The organism is Bradyrhizobium sp. Kon56, assembly GCF_055807635.1.
In genome coordinates, this window is sequence record NZ_JBVVOU010000008.1 from 211,705 (window position 1) to 232,141 (window position 20,437).

Genomic DNA, 20,437 nt, shown 5'->3' on the forward strand with positions numbered 1-20,437 from the left:
AAAGGCGGCGGCCGGGACGCCAAGATTTGGCTTGAGCCTGGCATATCAATAGCCGACAGTTATGGCTTCAATCCGCGGGAACTTTCGAATATCCTGCGCGTCGTGGCGCGAGCTTCTTCTGAAGGGCTGGCATGACCATTTCGGCAACTAGCGCTCGCTTTGACGAACACACGATGTGGGTCGAACTGTCCGATGGAAGGACACTCGGGATCCCGCTTGCGTGGTTTCCGCGCCTGCTCCATGCAACGCCAGACGAACGCAACCAGGTCGAGCTCAGCCGCGTCGGCCTGCACTGGGAAGCGCTCGACGAAGATATCTCCGTTGCCGGCCTTCTCGCGGGACGCGGCGATGTAACGCGATCCACGGAACACGCCGCCTAACTGGCCGATCCGCCCGCGGATGTCTCGCGCTGAAGCTGTGGGCAAAGCCCGAGGTCTACGAGAGCGACATGTGCTCGGTATTGCGGCGACAGAGCGTAGGATGGGTGGAGCGAAGCGATACCCATCGCCGCCAAATCCACAGAAGGCATGGGTTTCGCACGGGCTCAACCCATCCTACGAGTCATCAACACCCCGCTGCCGAAATTACCTTTGCGGTCGAGCCCTTCCCTCCTAAACTCCGACCACCCCCGGCATCGGTTCCGGCGCGCCCGGTAGAAGCGGAGTCAAGTTATGCCCAAACCGGAAAGCTTCCCGATCGAGAAGATCTTCGTTCCCACGAAGCAGAAGAAAGCCATCAAGCCCGAGATCGTCGGGGAGATCGCTGAAAGTATGCTGGACATCGGACAACAGGAACCCATTTCCGTCCGGCTCGACGGAGACCGCCTCGTTCTGGTCGAGGGACTGCATCGGCTCGAAGCCTGCAAGGCGCTCGGCGAGACAACCATTATCGGTGTCATCGTCCCGGCGGAGGTCGCTCAACACAAGCCGCAGCTTGCCGAACGGCCCGAAGTCGAGGCAGAGCGCCTCAAGATGGCGCGATTGAAACAGTTGCGCCTGGAGAAGGAAGCCGCGGAGGCATCGATCGCTGGCCGGAAGGGCGTCAACGGAACGGAAGCGCCGCGCACCCGTCCGACGAAAGGCGTTCGCGACAATGCGAAGGCATCACCGGGCCGGACTGCGAAATCGACACCGAAAACATTGTCGGACTGGATCACGCAGCAAAAGGGCCACGGCGGTCGCTATTGATTGTTGGCTCCAGCTCGTAGGATGGGTGGAGCGAAGCGATACCCATCACCGCTCGATCGGCGAGAGATGAAGGGTTTCGTAAGGGCTCAACCCATCCTACGACCTAGAGCTCAACCCAGCCTACGCGCTATCTACGCCCGCCTCACCGTATCTCGCTCATCGACACCTTGGCGGCGATCCCGCTCAACTCGGGCTGTTGCGGTGCGAACTCCTCGTTGGACGATGAGCCTAGCGAGACGTCGACCATCCTGCGCTTGACCTGTTCGCATGTCTTGCGGACGTCTTCGGTGAACAGCGCGCATTCTTCGATGCGCTTGAAGATCTTCCGACCCTCTTCACGATACTCCGCCGCCGTTTCTCGCATGAAGGCGATCGCATCATGGACCTGGGCAGTCAGCGCCTCGCATTTTTGCGCGGCGTCGATCAACTCGGTGCCCATGGCCTCGATCTCTTTTGCAGCGGACTCATAGTCCCGAACGACCGCCTCTGCACTGAGCGCGCCGACGCGCGTCACGCCCGCGGTGTGCTCGACGTAATCAGGCAGAGCAATGGAAGCAAGAGAGCTTCCCGAGCGTATCGATGCAATGTCCTCCTCGAGCTGGACCAAGTTTACTCCGTCCCGCCTGCGCAATTGTTCGACATTTGCCATTATTGATCTCCCATACGCACCCCGAACCCTTAACAGCATCGGGTTTATTACGGGGATAAGCTCCGTTCTACTCTGATGTATCCTTGACAGCCGCAGTTTTGCCGCTTTTTCCCGATTGCCCAATTGCACGCATGGATAGATTTGTCGGCGTTCAACCTCTCCTGGTCGCGGCCGGCGAAGATGGCACGTGCGCCTCGCTAGAAGTCGACCTGTCGAGCAACAGACGCGCCAATACGCACGGTGAAGCGAGCACAGCTCGGATCGCGTGTGTGCGGGCCCGGAACTCGGATCACCTCTCCCCACTCGGAGAGAGGTGCTCCGCGCACAGCCGACCGACGGTGCTCTGGCCGCTGCGCAAAGACCGGCTAGTAGCAAGGCGGGTAAGGTTCGTAGCCGCAGCGGCGATAGCCGCCGTAGGCTCCGTAAGCCCCGTAAGCTGCCGCACCAACCGCAGCAGCTCCGACGCCCACGGCAACTCCGCGGCGCACGGCTGCACCACGATAGACGCCACCGCGATAGACACCGCCGTGATGAACACCAACCCGACCAACCCCGACGCCTCTTCGATAGGCGAAGGCGTCAGTCGAAACAGTCACGATGCAGGCGATGCCAATGATTGCGGATGCGGTAAGTGAAACGATGGTTCGGCGCGACATGTCCACTCTCCTTCCTGGATTGGGACGGTGCGTCAGCGCAATTCGCTAATGAGCGGGTTTGTTGATTTAGAACAATGCGGGCCCTTGCGATCTGGCGGCCGGGTTCATAACGAGACAGCGAAAGTGTCACGCTTTACCTACATAGGGCATCAGCGGGAGCCACACCGCTTTCGGTCATGTACCTGACGCTCGCGACGCATGCCGGTTCGGCAATGCCACGCCCCACCCCCGTGCCCGCGATAATTTCTCGTTCGCACGCGCGTTGGGGGGACAGCGGCGCAACCTCTCCTTCCGGCGATAGGACTGCCGCACTCCGAGGCTGGGCGGCCCCGCCCCTACTTCGTATTGGCCTCGACCGCCTCCAGCAGCGGCATCTCGCGATGCGACTCGCAGAAGCGCGAGAGCTTGTTGCCGTTCTTGTTCAGCGCTTGCGTGTCCACGACGGGATTGTTGCGGCGACCGGCGTAGAACCCGGCGAGCCAGACGTTCACGGTCTGCATGTGGGTAATGCGCTGGGTGATGTACTGGTCGCAGCTGATTTTGGAAACGTCGACCAGCACCTGGGCCTTGGCAGGGACGGCCAACAGCAGGGCCGCGAAGGCACCAAGGATGATCGCTCTTGTCTGAACCATGTTTTCCTTCCGATGAATGTCTGCACGGTGGGGACGGTCGGGCGCCGCATGCTTGATCCAGATCAAGGGCGCCCGTTGCATACCCCCACGACCGCCCCACCCCGAGGCCTCGCCATAATTTCTCCTTCGGACGCGCGTTGTGTTGGATGACGGCGAGACCTATCGTTCCGACGATCAGACTGCCGCACTCCCATTGACGCCCGACTGGATCGAGAGCGCATCGGTGCCCGAGACGAACGACCCCAAACCTGACGACCACAAGCCAGACGCGCCCAAGCCTGACGCCCCCAAGCCGGAGGCAGAGCGCGCCGACGGCGGGCTGGCGCGGGCCTACGACCGGATCAAGAGCGCAGAGCAAGACCTGGCGCGGCTGGACCGGCTGGTTTCCGGAATGGAACGCGGCAACGAAGGCCCGCGGGTCTCGCGAGCAAGCGCCGGTGCGGAGACCGTCCAGACTCCCAAGGACAAGATTCCCGAAGACAAGACACCCAAGGCCGCGGCGCCGGCGCCGGATAGCAGGGTTCGTAATCAAGGCCTCATGGGAGACCGGCCCATGCTGCGCGCTCTGGTCGGCCTCGTGCTGGCGATCGGCATTCTCGGTGCCGCCTTCGCTTCGCAATATCGCGATGAGGCCAGGTCTATGACCAAGTCGATCATGGCGCGATGGGCTCCGCCGGCCGCGACTGAGCCTCCGCATGCGTCCGCGGTTGAAAGTCCGGCGCAACGGCCGGCCGTGCAGCTGGCTGCCGCGGATGAGCCCGGCACGGTGCCCGCGCCGCCCGCCGGCAAGGACACGGAGAGCAATGCGGGGTTCGACGCTTCAAGACCCGACGCTTCAAGAACTACCGCCCCGGCTCCCGACCCCTCGTCGTCCGATCTCGCGCAATCGCTCAAGACCATCACCAGCGAGCTTGCGAGCATGAACGGAAAGCTCGAGCAACTGAAAAGCCGCAACGAGCAGACGCTGCGCGAGCAGGCCGACACCATTCAGCAGCTCAAGGCGGCGCAGGAGAAGGATGCGGCGGCCAATGCGCGCCTCGCCGCACAGGTCCAGGCGCTGCAAAAGGAGCTGACGACGTCATCCGCATCGGCATCCGCGAAACCCGCCGCGCGGAGCGTGATCACCAACGAGACCGCTGCGCCCGCACGGCCGCACGTGCAAGCGGCCGCACCTCGGCGACCCCGGCCGTCGCGAGGGCCCTGGATGCCCCCGCCCTATATGGTCGATCCCTACTATCGGGATCCGGATTGGTGAGCCCGCGGGGCGGATGAGCTGACGTTACGGAGCCGCCAATCGAAGGCGGCCCCGGATGTTGCGTTGGTGCGGCTAGCGCCAACCGCGATGACGGCCCCTGCTCCAGCCGTAGTGATGACCGCGGCCGCCACGTCCCATGTGACCGTGTCCATGGCCACCGCGCGCGAGAATCACCGGACTGTCGGAGCCAGAGACCAACGTCTCAGCCGCAACGCGGGGCATGGCAGAAGCGGAAAATGTCGACATTGCCGCGATTGCGCACGCGGCAACGCCGATCAACAAATGACGTATCATGTTGGGGATTCTCCAGGAGCCGCGTGATAGCGGCAGAGATGAATGCTTCCGCCGCCCCAGAGTTCCATCGAAACATCAGGGAACGGCAATGAACGCGAGCCCTTCTGCGCCGGCACGCACGCTCGCGGACCGGCATCAATCACGCGGCGAGATCTGAAGCTCCATCAACGCCATGCGCTCCAGGACAGCGGGGTCTCGCTCGCCCTCCTTCGCTGTGCGAAGGATTGTTTCCGCGATCGACCGGACATGCGCGGAGCTGACCGGGGCCGGCAGTGACGCCACCGCCGTGTCCAGCGCAGTTTTCATGATGCCGATGGTTTCAGGCGTAAAAGATGCATTCGAAAAGTCTAACATGCTGGATCCGATCCGGAGGTCATCACGAGCGTCTTTGCCGCGGGCGTCTCACCGGCGCCTGATGCGGCTGCGGAGCAAGGGTCACCAACGCCGGCCCCAGCTGCCGCGCCAGCTGCTTCCCCATCCACCACCACCGCGCACCAGCCGGACGACGAGGAGCAGCAGGACCGCGCCTACGGTCGCGTTGACGATCGCGCGGATCATGCCGCTGCCGAAATGCACGCCGAGCTGAGGCAACAACCAGCTGCCGACAAACGCGCCCAGGATTCCGATGATGATATCGCCGATGATCCCAAAGCCGGTCCCGCGGACGATCTGGCCCGCCAGCCAGCCGGCGACGAGACCGACAAACAAGATCACCAAAAGGCTTTCGCCGGACATTCTCATTTTGTGACCTCGATCACTTGGTTCGAATGGCTGCTGATCTGCGCAATCCGGTCGACCAGGGCCGTCAGATGTCGCGGTAATGGGTCGTGCTCACCCCGAAGCCTGATCCGAAGGCGGTCTGCTATTTCATGAGAGATCGCCAGGCTGGAGCCGCGGTCGATCTGAATGGCATTGCGAACATCGGGGTTGTTCATGAAGGTTTCCGGTTGATACGCACGGAGGACGCTTCGCGCCGAGTCGCACTCACAACGCGACTGCGGTCTTTAACTCAGGCGAGGATCGGAGGTTCGATCTCGCAACGCTCGGGGATCACTGACACAACAGCCCCATCGAGCAAGAGTTCCTTCCGATCACAACTTATGTTTGAAATTCATTGGTCGCGTCCAAGCCAACGCGGGATGCAAAGCTCTTGTTATCGCCGACTCATCTATTTTGCAGCTTGTTCGGATGTCGAGGCATCAATCGTCGTTAAACCAGAAATAGAATCGGAACTGCAGCCCGTCGAGACCGTTCGTTCCCATGGCTGACGTTCGTCGGCATCATATTCAAATGAATTGAAAGAGATCAGATGAAACATACTTTGCTGGCTTCCGTCGCCGTTGTGGCGTTGTTCGCTGCGACCGGCACTGCAATGGCTCAAGGCGTCAATCAGGGCGGCGCCAAGGGTGCGGAGTCCCCCGCTGCCGTTTCGCCGAAAGCCGAAACCGCGGCACCGATGAATGCGCCCACAGCAAAGGACGCCTCCACCGCGGCACCGCACGGCTCGCCGGCAGCGGCAACGCCGCAGCACGCACAGGGCGCGCCTGACGCAAAGCACTCCGGCGACGTCAAAGCCGATGGCAAGGCGAAGACCACGGAAACAATGGCCCCGGCCACCACTTCGAAGCCGACTGCCGACAGCAAGACGCCCGGCGAGATGAAGGCGAATGGGATGACCAAGGCGCCCGATTCGGCCACCACGTCGAAGGACGTGAAGACCCCGACCGCCGAGAGCAAGCCTTCGGCGCCCGAGGGCAAGACGACCGGCAATGCCGCTACCACGGCGGTCGCGGCGCCTCCCGCCGAAAAGCGTACCCAGATCACTTCGGCCATCAAGCAGGAGAAGGTCGAGGAAGTCACCAACGTGAACTTCAACATCTCGATCGGCACCACCGTCCCGGCAGGCGTTCGTTATCATGCGATCCCGAGCCGCATCGTCGAAATCTATCCGGAGTGGCGCGGATACGAGTTCATTCTGGTGCACGGCAGGTACGTCATTCTTCGTCCGCACACCCACGAGATCGTCTATATCATCGAGGGCTAAGCGAAATCCGACGGATGACGCGCAAACCGAAAGGGCGGCTTATGGCCGCCCTTTTGTCGTTCGGCCCCACGCGATCATGATGGGTTTCGCAAGGGCTCAATCCGCCCGAACGGCTGCATATCCATTCACCCCTCTCCCAAGCCGAGAATGAAGGTTTCAAGATCGGGCGCGAGTTCGTTTGTGTTCGGGAAATCGGCGAACATGTCGCCACCGTCCACCGGTTCATGCTCGTGATCCCAGTAGAAGACCTGGCCATAACTGTCCTCCTCCAGACTCAGCAGGAACAGGTCGCCGCCGGGATCGGGAGCGAAGGGGCAGCTCAGTCGGGGGATTCGATTCATGCTCCGATACACATCGTAATTGTCGATGACGCCGTAGCTGTCGGTCGGATGCGTCGTGAACAGCACGTCCAAAACGGTGCGGTCGTTGCGCCAAGGCAGTTCGACGCCGCAGCGGTCGAAGCCGCCGCCGTCCGATTGCGCCAGCAACTCCTTGTAGGGCGCGGGCAACGGCGCACCGATGTGTTGCTCCAGCGCGCGGATGGCGGTGGGGGGCGCCGGTGGCCGTCGGTCGTCCATGAGATCCAGATAGTTCATCGGCCTAAACTTTGTGTCCCGTGGGTCATCAAAGCGCCCGCGCCAGTGAGCCAACCGCCTCACCACGCCGCCGATTTGGTGTGGCCGAATCCCTTGGCGTGGTGGAGTACTGAGCCCGTAGGCTTCAGACCATCGCTTCGGTATCTGCCACTGGACGCTTTCCGCCGTCCGGATCTCCCGAGCGAAGCGTCCGGCTTCCGGCAGAGAAAATGTCCTGCACCAATCCGAGCTTGCCGAGTCCCAAAATGATCAGGCCGTTGATGTCGATCTCGTACCAGGCGTGCGAAATGTAGGCGTCGCGCGGAAACCGGTGATGGTTGTTGTGCAGGCCTTCACCGAAAGTGAGGATCGTGGTCACGAACTCGTTGGTGGTGCCGTCGTCGAGATCGAAGCGGCGGTAGCCGTAGCGGCCGTCGCTGTGGCAGACCGAGTTGACCAGTGATGTCGCCATGGTCATGAGGTAGCTGCGGAACAGGCCGGAGAACAGGATGCAGCCGGTCATCGTGTGCACGCCGCCAAACGCGTAGCCGATCGCGCCCGGAATAATCACTGCCGAGAGCGCGTACCAGTACCAGCGCGTCCTGGTGAAGAACATGGCGATCGGATCGGCCAGGATATCCTTGGCGTAGTATTCGGCATCCGTGGTGGCCTGGTCCCACACCCAGCCGCCTTGCGCATGCATCATCCCCTTGGCGAAGGTGACATAGGGGTTGCCGTCGCCGTCATAGTAAGGGCTGTGGACGTCGCCGGGCTTGTCGGAGTGAAGATGATGCCGGCGATGATTGCTCACCCATTTCAGGATCGAGCCCTGCACCGCCATGGTGGCGATGGCCGCGAACAGCGTCCGCATCACCGGACCGCAGCGGAAGCTGCGGTGCACGAAGTAGCGGTGCATGAAGCCGATGCCGACCGTGGACAGCGCGAACGTGCCGGCGAAGACCGAAACCTCCACCCAGCCGATGCCTTGCCAGAAGGCCCAGACCAGCGCCGCGATCGACCCACCGATCATGATGACGAAGGAGATGTAGGAATCGCGAAACTTGGCGTCGACCACGGGACCTTCGACCAGTACGCCCGGCGGCATTTTCCGCTCCGCAGCTTCCGCTGGCACCACGCTTTCGATTACGGTCATTCCAGCCGATCCATTCCCACAAAATTAACCCTGCTGCGGCGCACAGTACAACCTCGGGTTATTTCCATCAAGGATTCGAGCTGCCGTGGGAGTACGGAGCGGCGACTTGAAAACAGGCGACCAGAGGAAAAAGAAGCCGGATTTCAAGGCCTGGTGACAGCGTTAACCAGGTACAAAGCCTCCGCAATGCACTCCCAGAAGACCGATGCCAGGACAAAGCAAGCGCCCCCTCCCTCGCCTTCGCAAGCTCCGGCGTAGCGCGCGATCGATGCGAAAGACCTTCGCCCGCGCACCGCGGATGGTTCGGATCGCGGGCGGCGCGGCGATGCTGCTTGCGGTCCTCGTCCTCGTGAACATCGCCTATCAAACGGTGCGCAAGCCGACCGAGCTGTTCGTCCTAGTCGGCCATGCGCTCGACAAGGAGCCATCGGACACGTGGCGGCAATACGGGCCGCTGTTCCGCAAGCATTCCACCGCGACGATCACGCCGGAATTGCTGGCCGCGCTGGCGCAGGTCGAGACATCGGGCAATCCGCTCGCGCGCACCTACTGGCGCTGGCGATGGAGCTTCAATCCGCTCGCGATCTATCGGCCCGCATCGAGCGCCGTCGGCCTCTTCCAGATGCTGGACGCAGCCTTTGCTGACGCCGCGCGGTTCTGCGTTCGTGGCAACGCGGTCACGGAGGCCGGCTGCGGCTCGACCTTCCTCTATAGCCGCGCGATTCCGAGCCACGCCATCGAGCTGGCATCGGTGTATCTCGACCGCAATCTCGCCGATGTTCTCGCCCGCGCGGGCGATGTGAAGGCGAGTGCACGCGAGAGGCAGGATCTCGCCGCCTTCATCCATCTCTGCGGCGCAGGCCCCGCAACGGCCTTCGCACGCCGCAAGTTTCAAATGGCCGCCGACGAACGCTGCGGCGATCACCTCGTCGCGAGCTATGTCGCCAGGGTCAACGCGATGAAGCGGCAGTTTGTGCGGCTCGCCGCGGAGGACGGCGACTAGCAAAGGAGCGTAGCCCGGATGAGCGAAGCGACATCCGGGAATGCTGCGGCAACGTCCCGGATATCGCTTCGCTCATCCGGGCTACAGGAGCCAATCAATTCCGCGTCCGTCGGTGGCCTTCACCACCAGTACGGCCAGCGCCATCCCTCGTAGCGGACATATGACGATACCAAGGGCGGGCCGTAGGGATCGACCCGGTCGTCTTCCGGGCGATAACGATAGCGTGGAACGATATTGTAATCCCACGGCGTCGGCCGGAGCACGGGGACATCCACCCTCAGCCGTTGTTCATCCACCACTCGCGCCTTCCGCGCCCGGGCTTCGGCATCCGATATCCCGAGATTGCACAGCACCAGGGCGGTTCCGAGCGCACACGCGACAGTCATGATCTTCATGCGTTGGTCTCCTTCCCCCAAGAGTGCAAAAGGACGTCAAGCAAGGCAAGCGAATTTGCGATCAAGCTTTGCCGGAATGACCGATGCCGGCCGCCCCGCCGTCATTGCGAGCGGAGCGGAGCAATCCAGACTGTCGACCGCGGCCCCTACTCCCGCGCGCGCCGCACCGCCTCCGTCAGCTTCATCCTCTGCTTGTCCCACCGGCTCTGCTCCGTCTCGGCACGCTCCTCGAGCGCCGCGCGCTCAGCTTCGATCGCCTCCGCCCGCGATTCGTGCTGCCGCCTCGCGTCGTCCAGCGCCGCCTGCGCGTTCGCGACTGCCTTGTCGCGGCGCGCGCGCTCCTTGGCGCGAGCGGCCTCCTCCTTGCGGCGCTCGGCTTCCCGCCGCCGCTCTTCCTTCTCGAACGCCGCGGCGGCCTTGCGCGCCTGTTGATCGTCGACCTTGCGGGATGGTTGCTTTGCAGCCTTCGCCGGAAGCTTTCTCGGCTTGGACTTCGCTTTGGGCTTGGCTTTGCGGTTCGGCCTCGCCTCGTCGTCAGCGAGATCGGTTGGCAACTCGGAATGCTCGGTGAACGGGCCGTCCGATCCGACCGGGCGCCGGAGCACCACGCCCGGCTTCTCCATCGTTGCCGCGACGATGTCGGGGTCGTCGGTCTCCTTCGCGGCGCCCTGATGGAACAGATTGGACCTGGCGCCCCAGGCGTCCAGTGCTGCCTTCATCGAGGGCGCGGCGATCGCCTGGTCGTAGAAACCGAGCGAGGTCTGGTAGGTCTTGAGTTTTCTTTTTGGTTTTTCTTTTTTCGGCATGTCGCTCCGCAGCTGGCAAGCCACCAGCTTCCAGCGGCGCCATCATGCCATACTGCCCCTGTTTTGCCCGACGAGTCAAATTCGATTCGGTATCGCCGAAGTCGATACGGGCGCGGAGGCCCAATACCAACGTTTTCGGATTTCCAACACACTGAAATCCCTTGAGATTTCTACTGTGCATGGGGTTGTTTTCGACGTTTTTGTTTTGACGGCTCGCCACCTACGCTGCGTCGACATCCTCAGGCGCCGCCCCCGCGACGAGCCCGTCGAGGCCGACCATCAGGAGATCGGCGATGTGCATGAGCTGGTAGAGCGGAATGTCCGCCTCACCCTGCTCGGCGAGCGACACGAAGACCGGCGTGGCGCCGATCAGCTCTGCGAGCTGCGTTTGCGTGTAGCCGCGCCTCTCGCGCGCGCTTCTCACGCGCGCACCGATCCCGAGCCGGTGCCGGGACTGCTCGTCCGCGGTCATCATCACGGCCTGCTCGTCGGCGCTGGCATAGCCGTCCGCGAACGCGCTGCCGATCAGCCTCCCCTTGCGCCAGGCGACCCGGCAGTCCTTGCGCAGTCCGCTGCTGAAGACCAGCGTGAACTGCTCGGCGACTCAGAGCGAGGCGTTGAGGCCGAGGCGCGCGCCGGTGCCGGAGACATCGCGGATCGTGCAGGGCGCGCTGATGACCTTGCCGGTGCCGTTGTCGAACTCGACAATGCCGGTCCGCAAAATGTGATGTCTGACGGCGGCGCGATGCTCGCTCATGACGGGACGCTCCTTGCGCGGCGACGTCGCAGCCGCAAATTCCGGACCTCGATACCGCAGAGTTTTTCCTGAACTCCTAAATTTCCAAGGGTTCGACCAGGACTGAAAGCCATGGTAAAGGATTTGCTCCCAATCCACCTTTATCCGGCGGACAGCGTGCGGCGCGCCCGTGACGGGCGACGAGGCGAATAATGACCGACGCGATGAAATGCCCGACCTGCAACTCCGAGCACGCCTATCAGGATCGCGGCCTCTGGGTCTGCCCGGAATGCGGCCATGAATGGAGCGGCACGGCAGAGGCCGTCGCGGACGCCGCGCAAGAGGCCGGCGTGCGCGATGCCAACAGCAATGCGCTCGCCGACGGCGACAGCGTCATCGTGATGAAGGATCTCAAGGTCAAGGGCTCCTCCTCCGTGGTCAAGGGTGGCACCAAGGTCCGCAACATCCGCCTGCAGGACGCCACCGACGGCCACAACATCGCCTGCAAGATCGACGGCATCGGCGCGATGAACCTGAAATCGGAGTTCGTGAGGAAGGCGTAGCCGAGGCCCCGGACTCGCCAGGGCAAATCCGCCAGCGAGCGCGCCGAACGGCTGGGGCGGGAGCTGACCTGCCGCGGCGTCAAGTTTACCACCATCGAATGGTAAGCGCCGTCTGGAGGCTGCGATCTATCGCTGTCTCTGCGCCAGATAGAATCCGCACAGCACCGTCACCAATCCCGCCGTCTGCAATAGTGTCGGCGGCTCGCCGAGCAGGAGCCAACCGGTGAGCACCGTCAGCGCGGGCACGCAGGCGGGGACAACGGCGGCGCGGGCGACGCCGAGGCGTTGGACCGAGACGGCGAACAGATAAAGCGCAGCCGGGCCTGCAAGCACGCCCTGTGCCAGCGCCTGGATGGCGTTCTCACCGACACCGATCGCCGCGATCCGCGCGAGTCCGCCGGTCATGAGGTAGATCGGCAGCAACAGCAGCGACAGCACGTTGATGACGAGCGCAGCCGACACGGCGGAGACCCGCCAGTGGCGCACCAGCGCGCCGAAACCCGCGAACATCAACCCGGTCAGCACGAAGGTCAGATCGCCGAGCACGCCGTCAACGCCGATATGACCGATAGATTCCGCGCCGATCACGCCGAGCCCGCCGACGATGACGACAGCGCCGGCGATGCGCGACCAGGAGACATGCTCTTTCAGGAACAAGGCCGCGAGCAGCAGGCCGCCAAGCGTCGCGCAGGAGGGCTGGATCACGCTGCCATGGCCGAGCGGCACGAACAGAAAGCCAGTGTAGGAGATCAGCGACATCACCGGGCCGCCGAGCACCATCAGCGCAAGGCCCCTGCCCCAGCCGATGCCGCAGAGATCGGAGATTCCGCCGCGTATCACCAGCGGCAGGAACGCGATGCCGGACCAGACATAGCGATGCACGAGCAGATCGACCGGCGTGAAGCCGAGCTTGAGGCCGTGCCGCGTGCCGGCAAAGCCGAGCGCCCAGAACAGCGCCGCCGCAAGCCCGCAGAGCACGCCGACAAGCGCCGGCGCCTGATCGTTCTTCCGAATGAGAGCGTCGGCGCCGCTCGTCCGCTGATCCATGGGACAAAGCGGTACGCCGACAGAGGCCGTCGCTCAACCCATGTGCCTGCAAGGCTGGCACGCAAGCGAGAGACGCCAGCGCGCCTTCGCTCAAAAAAATCCCGTGCTGAGATCGAGCCCATACGTCAGGCTGAGCACGAACACGAACAGCGCGGCGGCTGCGAACAAGGCGAGATGCTTGAGAATGAACGCGCGGGGCGAGACGCTTGCAACAACGGCTTTCTGTGCAACGGGCATGACTACTCCATTATGAAAATGATTCTTGGCTGCTCAATATGCGGCGCCCGCATCAAGCGCCGCGATTCAGAAAGCAACGATCAAAGAGATCACACTCGCTTTGAACGGCCGTACACAACCGGCACGTGATCATGACTCGCTGCGCCAAAAAAAGACCGCGCTCCCGAAAGGGAACGCGGTCCGGGCAGACTCGGAGAAAGCGAGCCTGCATCACATTGGCTTGACGTTGGCTTGTGGCGTCCCCAGATCAGCGGGCGCTGCCCGTCGTGACGTCAGCCGTCTTCACCTGGCGCGGCGACAGAACGCGGGCCTGGTGGACCGAAGCGACAGTAGTGGGCGCCGAGGCCTGCTGCTCGACATGCGCGGCACCGAGCACGCGCACCTGCATCGGGGAGACCGGAAAGCCGTTCGCCTCATAAGTCGGCAGTTCGGCGGCGAAAGCCGCGGTGCTGCCCGCGATCGTCAGGATGGCGGCGGCGATCGACAGAGTCTTCTTGTTCATGGGTGATGCTCCTTCAGTGGAAGATTCGGAGCACATTTAAGCGCATTTTGCTGCATTGCGACATGCGCTGCTGCAACGCAACAACGCGCCGGGTGCATGGCAATATGTTTAATGCGCGCAATGTCTTGGCAAAATCACCGCCCCGGCGCGAAATGACACTCTAATGAGCGGCGGTCAGCCGCCGAGCACGTGGCCCCAGCCGTCGAAAACGTAGGCCTTCCAGATCACGGTTCCGTCCTGGCCCGGCTGGCTGGAACGCCTGAAATCGTCGGCCTGCTCAGCGGTCCAGGTGATGATCGTATCGGAGAGCTGGTCGTGCAGGATGGCGGGCTCGGTGGGATCGAAGGCGTCCATCGGACGAAGCGAGGAATGCGTCATGCGCGCCTAACGCACTGGCCGTGACAAGGTTGCCCAACGTGCCTGCGAAACACCGTCACGGCGTCCGTGCCAATATTCGCCTTTATCGAATTTCGTACAACGCTGGCGAGCAAGCGCGCGTGGAACCGTGATGGAACCCGCGTTGCCGCCGCGCAACACCTGCTCGAAAAGCCCGCTTTCGCCGAACTGCGCCCTTGCGTCGCCACACCGTCCTCCGAACAATCGACGCGCGGCGTGCCTTTTCGTGCAAGACTGTTTGGCCAAGACTGTCTGGTCAGACTGTTCGGAGAAGACGAGGTTCAACAGAACCGTTTGGAGGCAGGGATCATGAATGATCGGCGGTCTCTTCTGGTGGCGGTCTCCTGCCCCTCGGCGGTTCTCGCCGGCTGGCTGGCGCTCTCTCTGTCCGCCTATGCCCCGGCCCTCATCGAGAACAGCGGCGCCAATGCTTCCGCCGTCTCGCGCGCGAAGGATCTCAGCCGACTTGACCTCGCCGACATCCCGCACGCTGCGGCCATCGAGGACGGCGTCGCCCTGACCTCCGATATCGCGGCCGCTGTCGCTGCGACACCAGAATTGGTCAATGCTGAAGCGGCAGCGCCCGAGGCGCCAGCTCCGGCTATCAGGCTCGCCTCGGCGGACCCAGTGCTGATCTTGCCGACCGAAGCGCCGCTCGCGCCGCAGATTTCGCCTGACCCGACACCAGTCGCCAGTGAGGTTGCTCCGGCTCCGGCGTCGGAGCCCGTGATAAAGCTCGCATCCGCCGATCCCACTGAGATCGTGACGACGGAGGCGCTGTCGCCCGCGACAATCGCGACCGGCCCCGCGCCCGTGGCGAGCAAGGCCTCGCCGTCTGCGGACACGACCGCGGTACTCGACGAATGCTACGTGATGGAAGCCTGCATCGACCGCTATCTCTGGGCGCTCTACCAGCGCACGGCCAAGGAAGACTCGATCAAGGTCACAGATCGCCGGGCCGTCACCGTCAAGCGCAAGGGCAAGATGGTCACAGTGATGCGCAGCTTCACGAAGCTGGTTGACGAGGACTTTGGCTGGAAGGATCCGAAGGCGGCCGACCGCGCCGGCATGTCGATGATGGACTACGTCATCGGCGGCATGGACAAGAGTTTCAAGAAAAAGCTGTTTCGCACACTGCTCGCGGCTGAGGCTGCCGGGCTTTCGCCGGGCATCACCAGCGCGTTCCGCGACGACTATCGCCAGTCGATCGCGAGTGGCCTGAAGGCCGCCTCCGACCGTTCCTATCACGGCGGCAGCACGCGCGGCGGCTACGGGCACGGCATGGCGGCCGACATCGTCAGCACCAAGGGCGACAACCGCGCGCAGCGCTGGGTCTCGACCGAGGTGCTGTGGAAGTGGGTCGACGCCAATGGCAAGGCGCTCGGCATCGGCCGCCCCTATCTCGGCCGCGATCCCCCGCATGTCGGCCCGGTCGATGGTACGGAATACGTCTCGCGCCGAGGCACGTCGGACCGCAAGGAAGCCAACGTCAAGCCGAGAAAAGCGCGGGCCGTGGCAAGCGCAAAGCCGCCGAAGGCGAAGGCACAGGCGACGCGCGAGCAGAAGGTCCCCGCGAAGCCGCAGAAATCAGCGCAATCAGCCACGAAGCGCGCGACCTGAGTTTGACGGCTTATCGTCGCGGCGTCGGCAACGGCACAAGCCGCATCTCCGCGGTGCCTGCTTCCTGCGTGCGCACCAGCACCGCATAGATGGTTTCGACTGCGAGCCGCACCGCCGCCTCGGTCGCTGTGCCCTTGGCCAGATGCGCCGCGATCAGGCCGGTGAGAAGATCGCCGGTGCCTGAGGGGCGGATCGGAAGGCGCGGCGTCGCAAAGCGCGCCAACTGACCGCCGGCGCACAGAATCGTTTCCACCTGCCCTTCCGCCGTATCAGTGAGCGTGCAACCGGTGGCGACCACGTCGATGCGCCCAGTCCCGGCCAGCGCCGCGCACGCCGCGCGCAGGCCCTGCGCATCCGCGATGTCGAGGCCTGCGAGCAGCCCGAGCTCGAACTGGTTCGGCGTGGTCAGATTGGCGGCGGGCAGCAGCCGGTGCCGGACCACGTCCAGGATGCCGTCGGCGACATAAACCCGGCCGTCATCGCCGATCACGGGGTCGCAGAGATAGACCAGCTTCGAATTGCGGGTCAGCGCCCGCTCGACGAAATCGGCAATGACAGCGGCATTGCTGGGCGAACCGAGATAGCCGGTAACGAGGACCGCAGCCTCGTCGACGAGATCGCGCTCTTCGACGCCTCTCAGCAGATCTGAAACGAGCTCTGTCTCCAGCACCCGCCCGCGCAAGGTCGGATAGCGCGGATGGTTCGACAGCAGCGTTGTCGGCACGGCCGCGACATTCACCCCTTCCGCCTGCATCGCATAGGCGGCGGCGCTGTTGCCGACATGGCCGTGGACCACCTGGCTTTGAATGGAGATGACGAGCATGAGGGAGGTCCGTAGGAGTAATTGTCTAGCGAGAGAAGGGTCGCCCGGATCACGAAAACTCATATCCAAGTCCCGGCCGCAGCGCTTGCATCTTCCGCGCCAGCCGCCGATGCCCGCTCTCCTCCGACCGCGCAAGCCGGCCGGCGACCGCGACGTGGTCCACATCGCTCTTGTGCTGATTGAGCTTGGCCTGCCCCTCGACGGTATCCACCACGAGATCGACGACGCGGATCGCAGCCAGCATGCTCTCGCGCTTGCCGGGCTCCATCTGTGCGAGGTCCCAAGTTTTTTTTGGCAAGCGCGCTTCCGAGACCGCGAGTAGTGCATCGCCGTGCCTGCGGTTCTCGTCGAGCCCGCGCAGATGCGCTACGCCCGACAGGTGCACGGCCTCGTAAAGCCAGGTCGAGACGTTGTCGCGCGAAGAATACCAGTCATTGGAGATGTAGGCGTCGTCGCCGGCAACGATCAGCAGAAAGCGCCCCGCACCATCCGCGAGCGGGACGAGCGGATTCCTGGCGGTGAAATGGATTTGCACGATCGTGTGCCCGTCGCGCTGCTCCAGCACGAAGGGCACATGCGAGGCGCGTGGACCGCGCTCATCCGCCGCGACGATCGTGCCGAAGCCGCGCTGGCTTGCGAATTCCAGCGCTTGCTGCTCCTCGATGCGGAATTGGGGGCGGAGGACATGCATGGCGGGGCGCTCGTTGACTGGCTGAAGGACAAACCGAGGCTAACTCATGATCCAGTCAAGTCAGAAGGGGTATTGGCCCGCAAACGCGGATGTCAGGAATGATCCCGGAGTCGTGCCAGCTCATCGATATAGGCGCAGAACATGTCGGCCATTGCGTCGGCGTGACGCGCGATCTCCGCCTCGTTGCGCGGTGTCTCCGAGAACTGCTTGCCAACCTCGCTCAGCGTCGTCTTGATCAACTCGCCGGCAAGCGCCCGCGTCGCATCCGGCGCCCTGGGCAGGGCCTCCCGCATGAAGGCCGCGACGATGCCCTTACCGGCGGCCCGCGCGTCGTGTGCTTCGGGCGCATCGCGATAGAGCGGCGCGGCGTCGCTGAGCGCCGTGCGGATCGCAGCCTCCTCGCACTCGGAACGAATGAAGGCGTGGACGAGCGCGCGCAGCCGTACCAGTGGCGGTTTCGCCCGGTCCGCCAGGATGCCGCGCAGGAGCTCGCTCGTGCGCCGCCACTCGTCGCTCTGGAGGCGGAACAGGATCGACGCCTTGTTCGGAAAATATTGATAGAGCGACCCGACGCTCACCCCGGCCCGCTCGGCCACTCGCGCCGTCGTGAAACGCTGCGCCCCCTCCTTGGCCAAGACCTGAACAGCCGCGTCCAGAATGGCCGCCACCAGCTCGTTCGAGCGGGCCTGCTGTGGCTGTTTTCGTGAGGAAACTGAATGGCTTCGGCGATCTGCCATGGCACCCTCGGGCAACGCGAATAGCGAATGCGACGAATTAGTCGTATTTCAATTCTCACGCAAGCACTCGCAGCACGGCGACATCTGGAGACTACACATGACCACCCCGACCATCACATCACTTGCGCCACTGCTCGATCGTCTGTTCGACCAGGACGAAGCGGCGCGCGGCGCGATGCGAGCCGCCTTCGCCGATGTGACCGACGCCGACCGCGCACGGATGATGCGGAGCAAGACCGCTTACCGCGACCTCTACGGGCGGCTGAAGGACGCACCGCTCGCGGTCTCCCGCGAGACCGGTCATCTGCTTTACATGCTCGCACGCAGCTCCCGCGCCAAAGCGATCGTCGAGTTCGGCACCTCGTTCGGCATCTCGACCCTGCACCTTGCCGCGGGCTTACGCGACAATGGCGGCGGCCGCCTCATCACCAGCGAATTCGAACCGTCCAAGGTGGCCCGGGCGCGCGAGAACCTCGCGGCCGGCGGGCTGCTGGACCTCGTCGAAATCCGCGAAGGCGACGCGCTGAAGATGCTTCAAGTCGACCTGCCCGACACGATCGATCTCGTGCTGCTCGACGGCGCCAAGGCGCTCTACCCCGATATCCTGGATCTGGTCGAAGGCCATCTCCGGCCGGGCGCGATCATCGTCGCCGACAACGCCGACGACAGCCCCGACTATCTGGCGCGCATGCGCAGCCCCGGAAGCGGCTACATGTCCACGGCCTTTGCCGAGGACGTCGAACTCTCCGTGCGGATCAACTAACGCCACGTCGAATCGGCGCGACACCAATGAGCCGCCGCGCGAACCATCGCGCGGCGGTTTCGTGCTGCGCTCCGCCGTGTCGCAGGTTCGTCACTGACGCGTGATAGTTGGACCCGGCAATGTCGCTGCCGCCTTCGTCGGCATCGCGCTGATCGTGTCCGGAGTGGTGGTCATCAACCTGTTCTCGGCGGCCACGGTGCATTGATGCCGGCAAGGCCTTCAGCTTCGCGACGCCGTCTCGCAGCCGGCTCACGCTATTGGCTTTGCGACGGCTTGGGAGGATGCGGCCTGGATCGCTTCGCGCCAGGCTTGGCCGCAACTCGCGGCGGCGCCGCATCGACCGATTCCAGATAGGCGGCAAGTGCCTTGGCTGTATCCGAACTGGTTGCGTAATGGTCCTTCAGGAACCAGGACAGCGTCAGGTTGAAGCGCCCTTTGGCAAGGCCGCGGGGGCTGCGATGGCACGTCGTGCAAGCATCGGCGAAGAGCTTTTGCGGCGACTTGCCGGCATCGAGATTTTGCGCGGCGGCAAATGTCGCCGTCAGAACGGCCGCGGCTGCAAGAGTCATCGTTGGAAGAGTCATCAGGGGCGCGATCAGATCGCGCCCCGGTCGAAAGTACGAGATCAATGTCGTCCTGCCCGGTCTTGCGGTCAGGCCGCCAATAGCTGATCGAAGTCGGGCGGCGCGTAGGCCTTGCCGTCCTGGTCGGTGATGACGACCTTCCACCCCTCGCTCGCCCAAACCTTCGCCTTCGCCACGATGAGCAAACGGCTCTCACGGGCAAAACTGCACTTCTCGTTGTCGCGTTCTGCGACCATCTTGTAGGCCAATGCGCATCCCCTTGCGTTGCCCCTGCACCTGCTCTCGTCGTGGCAGCGGGCTTTGGCGGCAATTCGCCGGGAGCGTGGCAATTTGGTGCCATCCGCGGCAGCATTGTGCTTTGTTCCGGCTGAGCGAAGGAGATCGATCGTGCGCCGCTTCATCAATGCGATTCTGCTTGTCGCGGGCTTGTTTGGTGCGGGCCTGCTCGGCGTGCCGCCGACAGCCGCCCAGACCTACGATCCGCGCCATCCCGTCTGCATCGAGATCTACACGATCGACGGCCGCAGCATCGATTGCAGTTTTGCGACGATCGCGCAGTGCGCCGCGACCGCCTCCGGGCAGTCCGCCCAGTGCTACGCCAATCCTATGCCACGCGGAGCAGACAGCTGAGCCCGGTTCCGTCGCCGCCGCGACGAAGCCGATAGCATCAGGTCAGCGCTCCGATCAGTGGACGCGAATGATATGGGGACGGCCAAGATCGATCAGCCCCTGCACCGCCGAGAGGCGGTCGTCGAGAGCTGCGATGGTCAGCAACAAATTGTTGCGGCGTTCGTTGAGAAGGCCCATCTCGGCGCCGGAGAGTTTGGTGCTCGATCGCTCCTTTTGAATCACCTCGAGAGATTGGCGCAATCCGGCAATCAGGCCGGACAGCTGCTTGGCTTCCTTGGTCATCGACCGCTTGGCGACATTGTGGCGGCGCGTCTCCGCCTGGTTCTGTCTCATCGTCGTCATCCTCCCGTGCCCCGCTGCCCCGAGTGGAATGCTTACAGCTTTGAGTAGACATATTACGATCGATGAAATCTGCCCGCGAAGAAGCTTCTTAAATTGTATGGGCAGGGAACCCGTTCC

The 20,437-nt window shown here is 63.6% G+C and carries 30 protein-coding genes and 1 pseudogene; 10 read left to right on the forward strand and 21 right to left on the reverse strand.

From position 1 onward, the window contains the following. Window positions 1–42 precede the first annotated feature (42 nt). The 3 genes from AC0L3B_RS15885 (at window position 43) to AC0L3B_RS15895 (ending at window position 1,187) form a co-directional block, all read left to right on the forward strand. Window positions 43–135, forward strand: a complete 93-nt coding sequence (locus tag AC0L3B_RS15885) for a hypothetical protein (RefSeq protein ID WP_473380725.1) — start codon at window positions 43–45, stop codon at window positions 133–135. Next, a complete protein-coding gene (locus tag AC0L3B_RS15890; RefSeq protein WP_085353543.1) occupies window positions 132–380 on the forward strand; it encodes a DUF2442 domain-containing protein in 249 nt (82 codons plus the stop codon). Before AC0L3B_RS15885 ends, AC0L3B_RS15890 begins: the two co-directional genes overlap by 4 nt. Before the next feature lie 291 nt (window positions 381–671). Continuing rightward, window positions 672–1,187, forward strand: a complete 516-nt coding sequence (locus AC0L3B_RS15895) for a ParB N-terminal domain-containing protein (RefSeq protein ID WP_473380700.1) — start codon at window positions 672–674, stop codon at window positions 1,185–1,187. 142 nt (window positions 1,188–1,329) lie between these two features. Here AC0L3B_RS15895 and AC0L3B_RS15900 read toward each other — a convergent pair whose 3' ends face one another. The 3 genes from AC0L3B_RS15900 to AC0L3B_RS15910 form a co-directional block, all read right to left on the reverse strand. Next, window positions 1,330–1,836 (reverse strand): hypothetical protein, encoded by a 507-nt coding sequence (locus AC0L3B_RS15900; protein WP_026232748.1) that lies wholly within the window; start codon window positions 1,834–1,836, stop codon window positions 1,330–1,332. A gap of 365 nt (window positions 1,837–2,201) precedes the next feature. Beyond that, window positions 2,202–2,492 (reverse strand): hypothetical protein, encoded by a 291-nt coding sequence (locus AC0L3B_RS15905; RefSeq protein ID WP_085353546.1) that lies wholly within the window; start codon window positions 2,490–2,492, stop codon window positions 2,202–2,204. 335 nt (window positions 2,493–2,827) lie between these two features. Beyond that, window positions 2,828–3,124, reverse strand: a complete 297-nt coding sequence (locus AC0L3B_RS15910) for an HdeA/HdeB family chaperone (RefSeq protein WP_245313402.1) — start codon at window positions 3,122–3,124, stop codon at window positions 2,828–2,830. Between the two features lie 223 nt (window positions 3,125–3,347). Between AC0L3B_RS15910 and AC0L3B_RS15915 the strand changes: the two genes are divergently transcribed. Then, window positions 3,348–4,379, forward strand: coding sequence for a hypothetical protein (locus AC0L3B_RS15915; protein WP_473380726.1), 1,032 nt, complete (start codon window positions 3,348–3,350; stop codon window positions 4,377–4,379). Window positions 4,380–4,808: 429 nt separating this feature from the next. Here the strand turns inward: AC0L3B_RS15915 and AC0L3B_RS15920 are convergent, their stop codons facing one another. From AC0L3B_RS15920 to AC0L3B_RS15930, 3 genes are all read right to left on the reverse strand, one after another. Continuing rightward, window positions 4,809–5,027, reverse strand: a complete 219-nt coding sequence (locus tag AC0L3B_RS15920; RefSeq protein ID WP_007609614.1) for a hypothetical protein — start codon at window positions 5,025–5,027, stop codon at window positions 4,809–4,811. A gap of 81 nt (window positions 5,028–5,108) precedes the next feature. Beyond that, complete coding sequence (locus tag AC0L3B_RS15925) at window positions 5,109–5,414, reverse strand: GlsB/YeaQ/YmgE family stress response membrane protein (RefSeq protein WP_473380701.1); 306 nt, start codon at window positions 5,412–5,414, stop codon at window positions 5,109–5,111. Continuing rightward, window positions 5,411–5,608, reverse strand: a complete 198-nt coding sequence (locus AC0L3B_RS15930; protein ID WP_018454514.1) for a hypothetical protein — start codon at window positions 5,606–5,608, stop codon at window positions 5,411–5,413. Before AC0L3B_RS15930 ends, AC0L3B_RS15925 begins: the two co-directional genes overlap by 4 nt. Window positions 5,609–5,982: 374 nt before the next feature. Here AC0L3B_RS15930 and AC0L3B_RS15935 point away from each other — a divergent pair, with 374 nt between their 5' ends. Next, window positions 5,983–6,717, forward strand: a complete 735-nt coding sequence (locus AC0L3B_RS15935) for a DUF1236 domain-containing protein (protein WP_473380702.1) — start codon at window positions 5,983–5,985, stop codon at window positions 6,715–6,717. Between the two features lie 125 nt (window positions 6,718–6,842). Here the strand turns inward: AC0L3B_RS15935 and AC0L3B_RS15940 are convergent, their stop codons facing one another. Together AC0L3B_RS15940 and AC0L3B_RS15945 are read right to left on the reverse strand one after the other, a co-directional pair. Further along, a complete protein-coding gene (locus tag AC0L3B_RS15940) occupies window positions 6,843–7,313 on the reverse strand; it encodes an SMI1/KNR4 family protein (RefSeq protein WP_473380703.1) in 471 nt (156 codons plus the stop codon). Between the two features lie 124 nt (window positions 7,314–7,437). Further along, on the reverse strand, window positions 7,438–8,445 hold the full coding sequence (locus tag AC0L3B_RS15945; RefSeq protein ID WP_018454517.1) for an acyl-CoA desaturase: 1,008 nt from the start codon (window positions 8,443–8,445) through the stop codon (window positions 7,438–7,440). Window positions 8,446–8,650: 205 nt separating this feature from the next. On the opposite strand from AC0L3B_RS15945, the gene AC0L3B_RS15950 reads away from it, so the two are divergent. Further along, window positions 8,651–9,448, forward strand: coding sequence for a transglycosylase SLT domain-containing protein (locus AC0L3B_RS15950; protein WP_026232751.1), 798 nt, complete (start codon window positions 8,651–8,653; stop codon window positions 9,446–9,448). A 119-nt stretch (window positions 9,449–9,567) separates the two neighbouring features. On the opposite strand, the gene AC0L3B_RS15955 is transcribed toward AC0L3B_RS15950, so the two are convergent. From AC0L3B_RS15955 to AC0L3B_RS15965, 3 genes and pseudogenes are all read right to left on the reverse strand, one after another. Next, window positions 9,568–9,843, reverse strand: a complete 276-nt coding sequence (locus AC0L3B_RS15955) for a hypothetical protein (protein ID WP_027517656.1) — start codon at window positions 9,841–9,843, stop codon at window positions 9,568–9,570. Between the two features lie 146 nt (window positions 9,844–9,989). After that, window positions 9,990–10,649, reverse strand: coding sequence for a cell envelope biogenesis protein TolA (locus AC0L3B_RS15960; RefSeq protein ID WP_473380704.1), 660 nt, complete (start codon window positions 10,647–10,649; stop codon window positions 9,990–9,992). A 220-nt stretch (window positions 10,650–10,869) separates the two neighbouring features. Further along, window positions 10,870–11,406: pseudogene (locus AC0L3B_RS15965) on the reverse strand (helix-turn-helix domain-containing protein). Between the two features lie 191 nt (window positions 11,407–11,597). On the opposite strand from AC0L3B_RS15965, the gene AC0L3B_RS15970 reads away from it, so the two are divergent. Further along, window positions 11,598–11,948: a zinc ribbon domain-containing protein YjdM gene (locus tag AC0L3B_RS15970; RefSeq protein WP_473380705.1), complete on the forward strand. Its 351-nt coding sequence runs from the start codon at window positions 11,598–11,600 to the stop codon at window positions 11,946–11,948. Between the two features lie 126 nt (window positions 11,949–12,074). Here AC0L3B_RS15970 and AC0L3B_RS15975 read toward each other — a convergent pair whose 3' ends face one another. The 4 genes from AC0L3B_RS15975 to AC0L3B_RS15990 form a co-directional block, all read right to left on the reverse strand. Further along, window positions 12,075–12,995 carry a DMT family transporter gene (locus AC0L3B_RS15975; RefSeq protein ID WP_247368620.1) on the reverse strand — a complete coding sequence of 307 codons (921 nt, stop codon included), beginning with the start codon at window positions 12,993–12,995 and terminating at the stop codon, window positions 12,075–12,077. A 90-nt stretch (window positions 12,996–13,085) separates the two neighbouring features. Next, a complete protein-coding gene (locus tag AC0L3B_RS15980) occupies window positions 13,086–13,232 on the reverse strand; it encodes a hypothetical protein (RefSeq protein ID WP_247368622.1) in 147 nt (48 codons plus the stop codon). A gap of 247 nt (window positions 13,233–13,479) precedes the next feature. Beyond that, a complete protein-coding gene (locus AC0L3B_RS15985; protein WP_085353555.1) occupies window positions 13,480–13,734 on the reverse strand; it encodes a hypothetical protein in 255 nt (84 codons plus the stop codon). 174 nt (window positions 13,735–13,908) lie between these two features. Continuing rightward, on the reverse strand, window positions 13,909–14,112 hold the full coding sequence (locus AC0L3B_RS15990) for a hypothetical protein (protein WP_377790516.1): 204 nt from the start codon (window positions 14,110–14,112) through the stop codon (window positions 13,909–13,911). Between the two features lie 327 nt (window positions 14,113–14,439). Between AC0L3B_RS15990 and AC0L3B_RS15995 the strand changes: the two genes are divergently transcribed. Beyond that, on the forward strand, window positions 14,440–15,750 hold the full coding sequence (locus AC0L3B_RS15995; RefSeq protein ID WP_247368626.1) for a M15 family metallopeptidase domain-containing protein: 1,311 nt from the start codon (window positions 14,440–14,442) through the stop codon (window positions 15,748–15,750). A gap of 10 nt (window positions 15,751–15,760) precedes the next feature. Here AC0L3B_RS15995 and pdxY read toward each other — a convergent pair whose 3' ends face one another. The 3 genes from pdxY to AC0L3B_RS16010 form a co-directional block, all read right to left on the reverse strand. Further along, on the reverse strand, window positions 15,761–16,573 hold the full coding sequence (pdxY, locus tag AC0L3B_RS16000) for a pyridoxal kinase (RefSeq protein WP_473380706.1): 813 nt from the start codon (window positions 16,571–16,573) through the stop codon (window positions 15,761–15,763). Between the two features lie 49 nt (window positions 16,574–16,622). Beyond that, the gene (locus AC0L3B_RS16005) at window positions 16,623–17,264 is read right to left on the reverse strand and encodes an FMN-binding negative transcriptional regulator (protein ID WP_018454528.1); all 642 of its coding nucleotides are present in this window, start codon (window positions 17,262–17,264) and stop codon (window positions 16,623–16,625) included. A 92-nt stretch (window positions 17,265–17,356) separates the two neighbouring features. Further along, window positions 17,357–18,001, reverse strand: a complete 645-nt coding sequence (locus AC0L3B_RS16010) for a TetR/AcrR family transcriptional regulator (RefSeq protein ID WP_026232754.1) — start codon at window positions 17,999–18,001, stop codon at window positions 17,357–17,359. 97 nt (window positions 18,002–18,098) lie between these two features. Here AC0L3B_RS16010 and AC0L3B_RS16015 point away from each other — a divergent pair, with 97 nt between their 5' ends. Next, complete coding sequence (locus AC0L3B_RS16015; RefSeq protein WP_018454530.1) at window positions 18,099–18,764, forward strand: O-methyltransferase; 666 nt, start codon at window positions 18,099–18,101, stop codon at window positions 18,762–18,764. Window positions 18,765–19,018: 254 nt separating this feature from the next. Here AC0L3B_RS16015 and AC0L3B_RS16020 read toward each other — a convergent pair whose 3' ends face one another. Next, entirely contained in the window at window positions 19,019–19,333 is a 315-nt protein-coding gene (locus tag AC0L3B_RS16020) for a hypothetical protein (RefSeq protein ID WP_018454532.1), read from the reverse strand. An 83-nt stretch (window positions 19,334–19,416) separates the two neighbouring features. Continuing rightward, window positions 19,417–19,596 (reverse strand): hypothetical protein, encoded by a 180-nt coding sequence (locus AC0L3B_RS16025; protein WP_026232755.1) that lies wholly within the window; start codon window positions 19,594–19,596, stop codon window positions 19,417–19,419. A 139-nt stretch (window positions 19,597–19,735) separates the two neighbouring features. On the opposite strand from AC0L3B_RS16025, the gene AC0L3B_RS16030 reads away from it, so the two are divergent. Beyond that, window positions 19,736–19,978 carry a DUF3551 domain-containing protein gene (locus AC0L3B_RS16030; protein WP_018454534.1) on the forward strand — a complete coding sequence of 81 codons (243 nt, stop codon included), beginning with the start codon at window positions 19,736–19,738 and terminating at the stop codon, window positions 19,976–19,978. A 54-nt stretch (window positions 19,979–20,032) separates the two neighbouring features. On the opposite strand, the gene AC0L3B_RS16035 is transcribed toward AC0L3B_RS16030, so the two are convergent. Then, window positions 20,033–20,311: a hypothetical protein gene (locus AC0L3B_RS16035; RefSeq protein ID WP_446480264.1), complete on the reverse strand. Its 279-nt coding sequence runs from the start codon at window positions 20,309–20,311 to the stop codon at window positions 20,033–20,035. Between the last annotated feature and the right edge of the window lie 126 nt (window positions 20,312–20,437).

What these genes read in the sequence shown, in the direction of transcription:
- AC0L3B_RS15925 (WP_473380701.1), bottom strand. Translation starts at nt 5,414, where the DNA reads ATGAGAATGTCCGGCGAAAGCCTTTTGGTGATCTTGTTTGTCGGTCTC.
- AC0L3B_RS16010 (WP_026232754.1), bottom strand. Translation starts at nt 18,001, where the DNA reads ATGGCAGATCGCCGAAGCCATTCAGTTTCCTCACGAAAACAGCCACAG.
- AC0L3B_RS15940 (WP_473380703.1), bottom strand. Translation starts at nt 7,313, where the DNA reads ATGAACTATCTGGATCTCATGGACGACCGACGGCCACCGGCGCCCCCC.
- AC0L3B_RS15900 (WP_026232748.1), bottom strand. Translation starts at nt 1,836, where the DNA reads ATGGCAAATGTCGAACAATTGCGCAGGCGGGACGGAGTAAACTTGGTC.
- AC0L3B_RS15905 (WP_085353546.1), bottom strand. Translation starts at nt 2,492, where the DNA reads ATGTCGCGCCGAACCATCGTTTCACTTACCGCATCCGCAATCATTGGC.
- AC0L3B_RS15960 (WP_473380704.1), bottom strand. Translation starts at nt 10,649, where the DNA reads ATGCCGAAAAAAGAAAAACCAAAAAGAAAACTCAAGACCTACCAGACC.
- AC0L3B_RS15985 (WP_085353555.1), bottom strand. Translation starts at nt 13,734, where the DNA reads ATGAACAAGAAGACTCTGTCGATCGCCGCCGCCATCCTGACGATCGCG.
- AC0L3B_RS15955 (WP_027517656.1), bottom strand. Translation starts at nt 9,843, where the DNA reads ATGAAGATCATGACTGTCGCGTGTGCGCTCGGAACCGCCCTGGTGCTG.
- AC0L3B_RS15995 (WP_247368626.1), top strand. Translation starts at nt 14,440, where the DNA reads ATGAATGATCGGCGGTCTCTTCTGGTGGCGGTCTCCTGCCCCTCGGCG.
- AC0L3B_RS15895 (WP_473380700.1), top strand. Translation starts at nt 672, where the DNA reads ATGCCCAAACCGGAAAGCTTCCCGATCGAGAAGATCTTCGTTCCCACG.
- AC0L3B_RS16015 (WP_018454530.1), top strand. Translation starts at nt 18,099, where the DNA reads ATGACCACCCCGACCATCACATCACTTGCGCCACTGCTCGATCGTCTG.
- AC0L3B_RS15890 (WP_085353543.1), top strand. Translation starts at nt 132, where the DNA reads ATGACCATTTCGGCAACTAGCGCTCGCTTTGACGAACACACGATGTGG.
- AC0L3B_RS15990 (WP_377790516.1), bottom strand. Translation starts at nt 14,112, where the DNA reads ATGACGCATTCCTCGCTTCGTCCGATGGACGCCTTCGATCCCACCGAG.
- AC0L3B_RS15975 (WP_247368620.1), bottom strand. Translation starts at nt 12,995, where the DNA reads ATGGATCAGCGGACGAGCGGCGCCGACGCTCTCATTCGGAAGAACGAT.
- AC0L3B_RS15910 (WP_245313402.1), bottom strand. Translation starts at nt 3,124, where the DNA reads ATGGTTCAGACAAGAGCGATCATCCTTGGTGCCTTCGCGGCCCTGCTG.
- AC0L3B_RS15945 (WP_018454517.1), bottom strand. Translation starts at nt 8,445, where the DNA reads ATGACCGTAATCGAAAGCGTGGTGCCAGCGGAAGCTGCGGAGCGGAAA.
- AC0L3B_RS15920 (WP_007609614.1), bottom strand. Translation starts at nt 5,027, where the DNA reads ATGTTAGACTTTTCGAATGCATCTTTTACGCCTGAAACCATCGGCATC.
- pdxY (WP_473380706.1), bottom strand. Translation starts at nt 16,573, where the DNA reads ATGCTCGTCATCTCCATTCAAAGCCAGGTGGTCCACGGCCATGTCGGC.
- AC0L3B_RS15950 (WP_026232751.1), top strand. Translation starts at nt 8,651, where the DNA reads ATGCCAGGACAAAGCAAGCGCCCCCTCCCTCGCCTTCGCAAGCTCCGG.
- AC0L3B_RS15935 (WP_473380702.1), top strand. Translation starts at nt 5,983, where the DNA reads ATGAAACATACTTTGCTGGCTTCCGTCGCCGTTGTGGCGTTGTTCGCT.
- AC0L3B_RS15970 (WP_473380705.1), top strand. Translation starts at nt 11,598, where the DNA reads ATGACCGACGCGATGAAATGCCCGACCTGCAACTCCGAGCACGCCTAT.
- AC0L3B_RS15930 (WP_018454514.1), bottom strand. Translation starts at nt 5,608, where the DNA reads ATGAACAACCCCGATGTTCGCAATGCCATTCAGATCGACCGCGGCTCC.
- AC0L3B_RS16005 (WP_018454528.1), bottom strand. Translation starts at nt 17,264, where the DNA reads ATGCATGTCCTCCGCCCCCAATTCCGCATCGAGGAGCAGCAAGCGCTG.
- AC0L3B_RS16035 (WP_446480264.1), bottom strand. Translation starts at nt 20,311, where the DNA reads ATGAGACAGAACCAGGCGGAGACGCGCCGCCACAATGTCGCCAAGCGG.
- AC0L3B_RS15980 (WP_247368622.1), bottom strand. Translation starts at nt 13,232, where the DNA reads ATGCCCGTTGCACAGAAAGCCGTTGTTGCAAGCGTCTCGCCCCGCGCG.
- AC0L3B_RS16020 (WP_018454532.1), bottom strand. Translation starts at nt 19,333, where the DNA reads ATGACTCTTGCAGCCGCGGCCGTTCTGACGGCGACATTTGCCGCCGCG.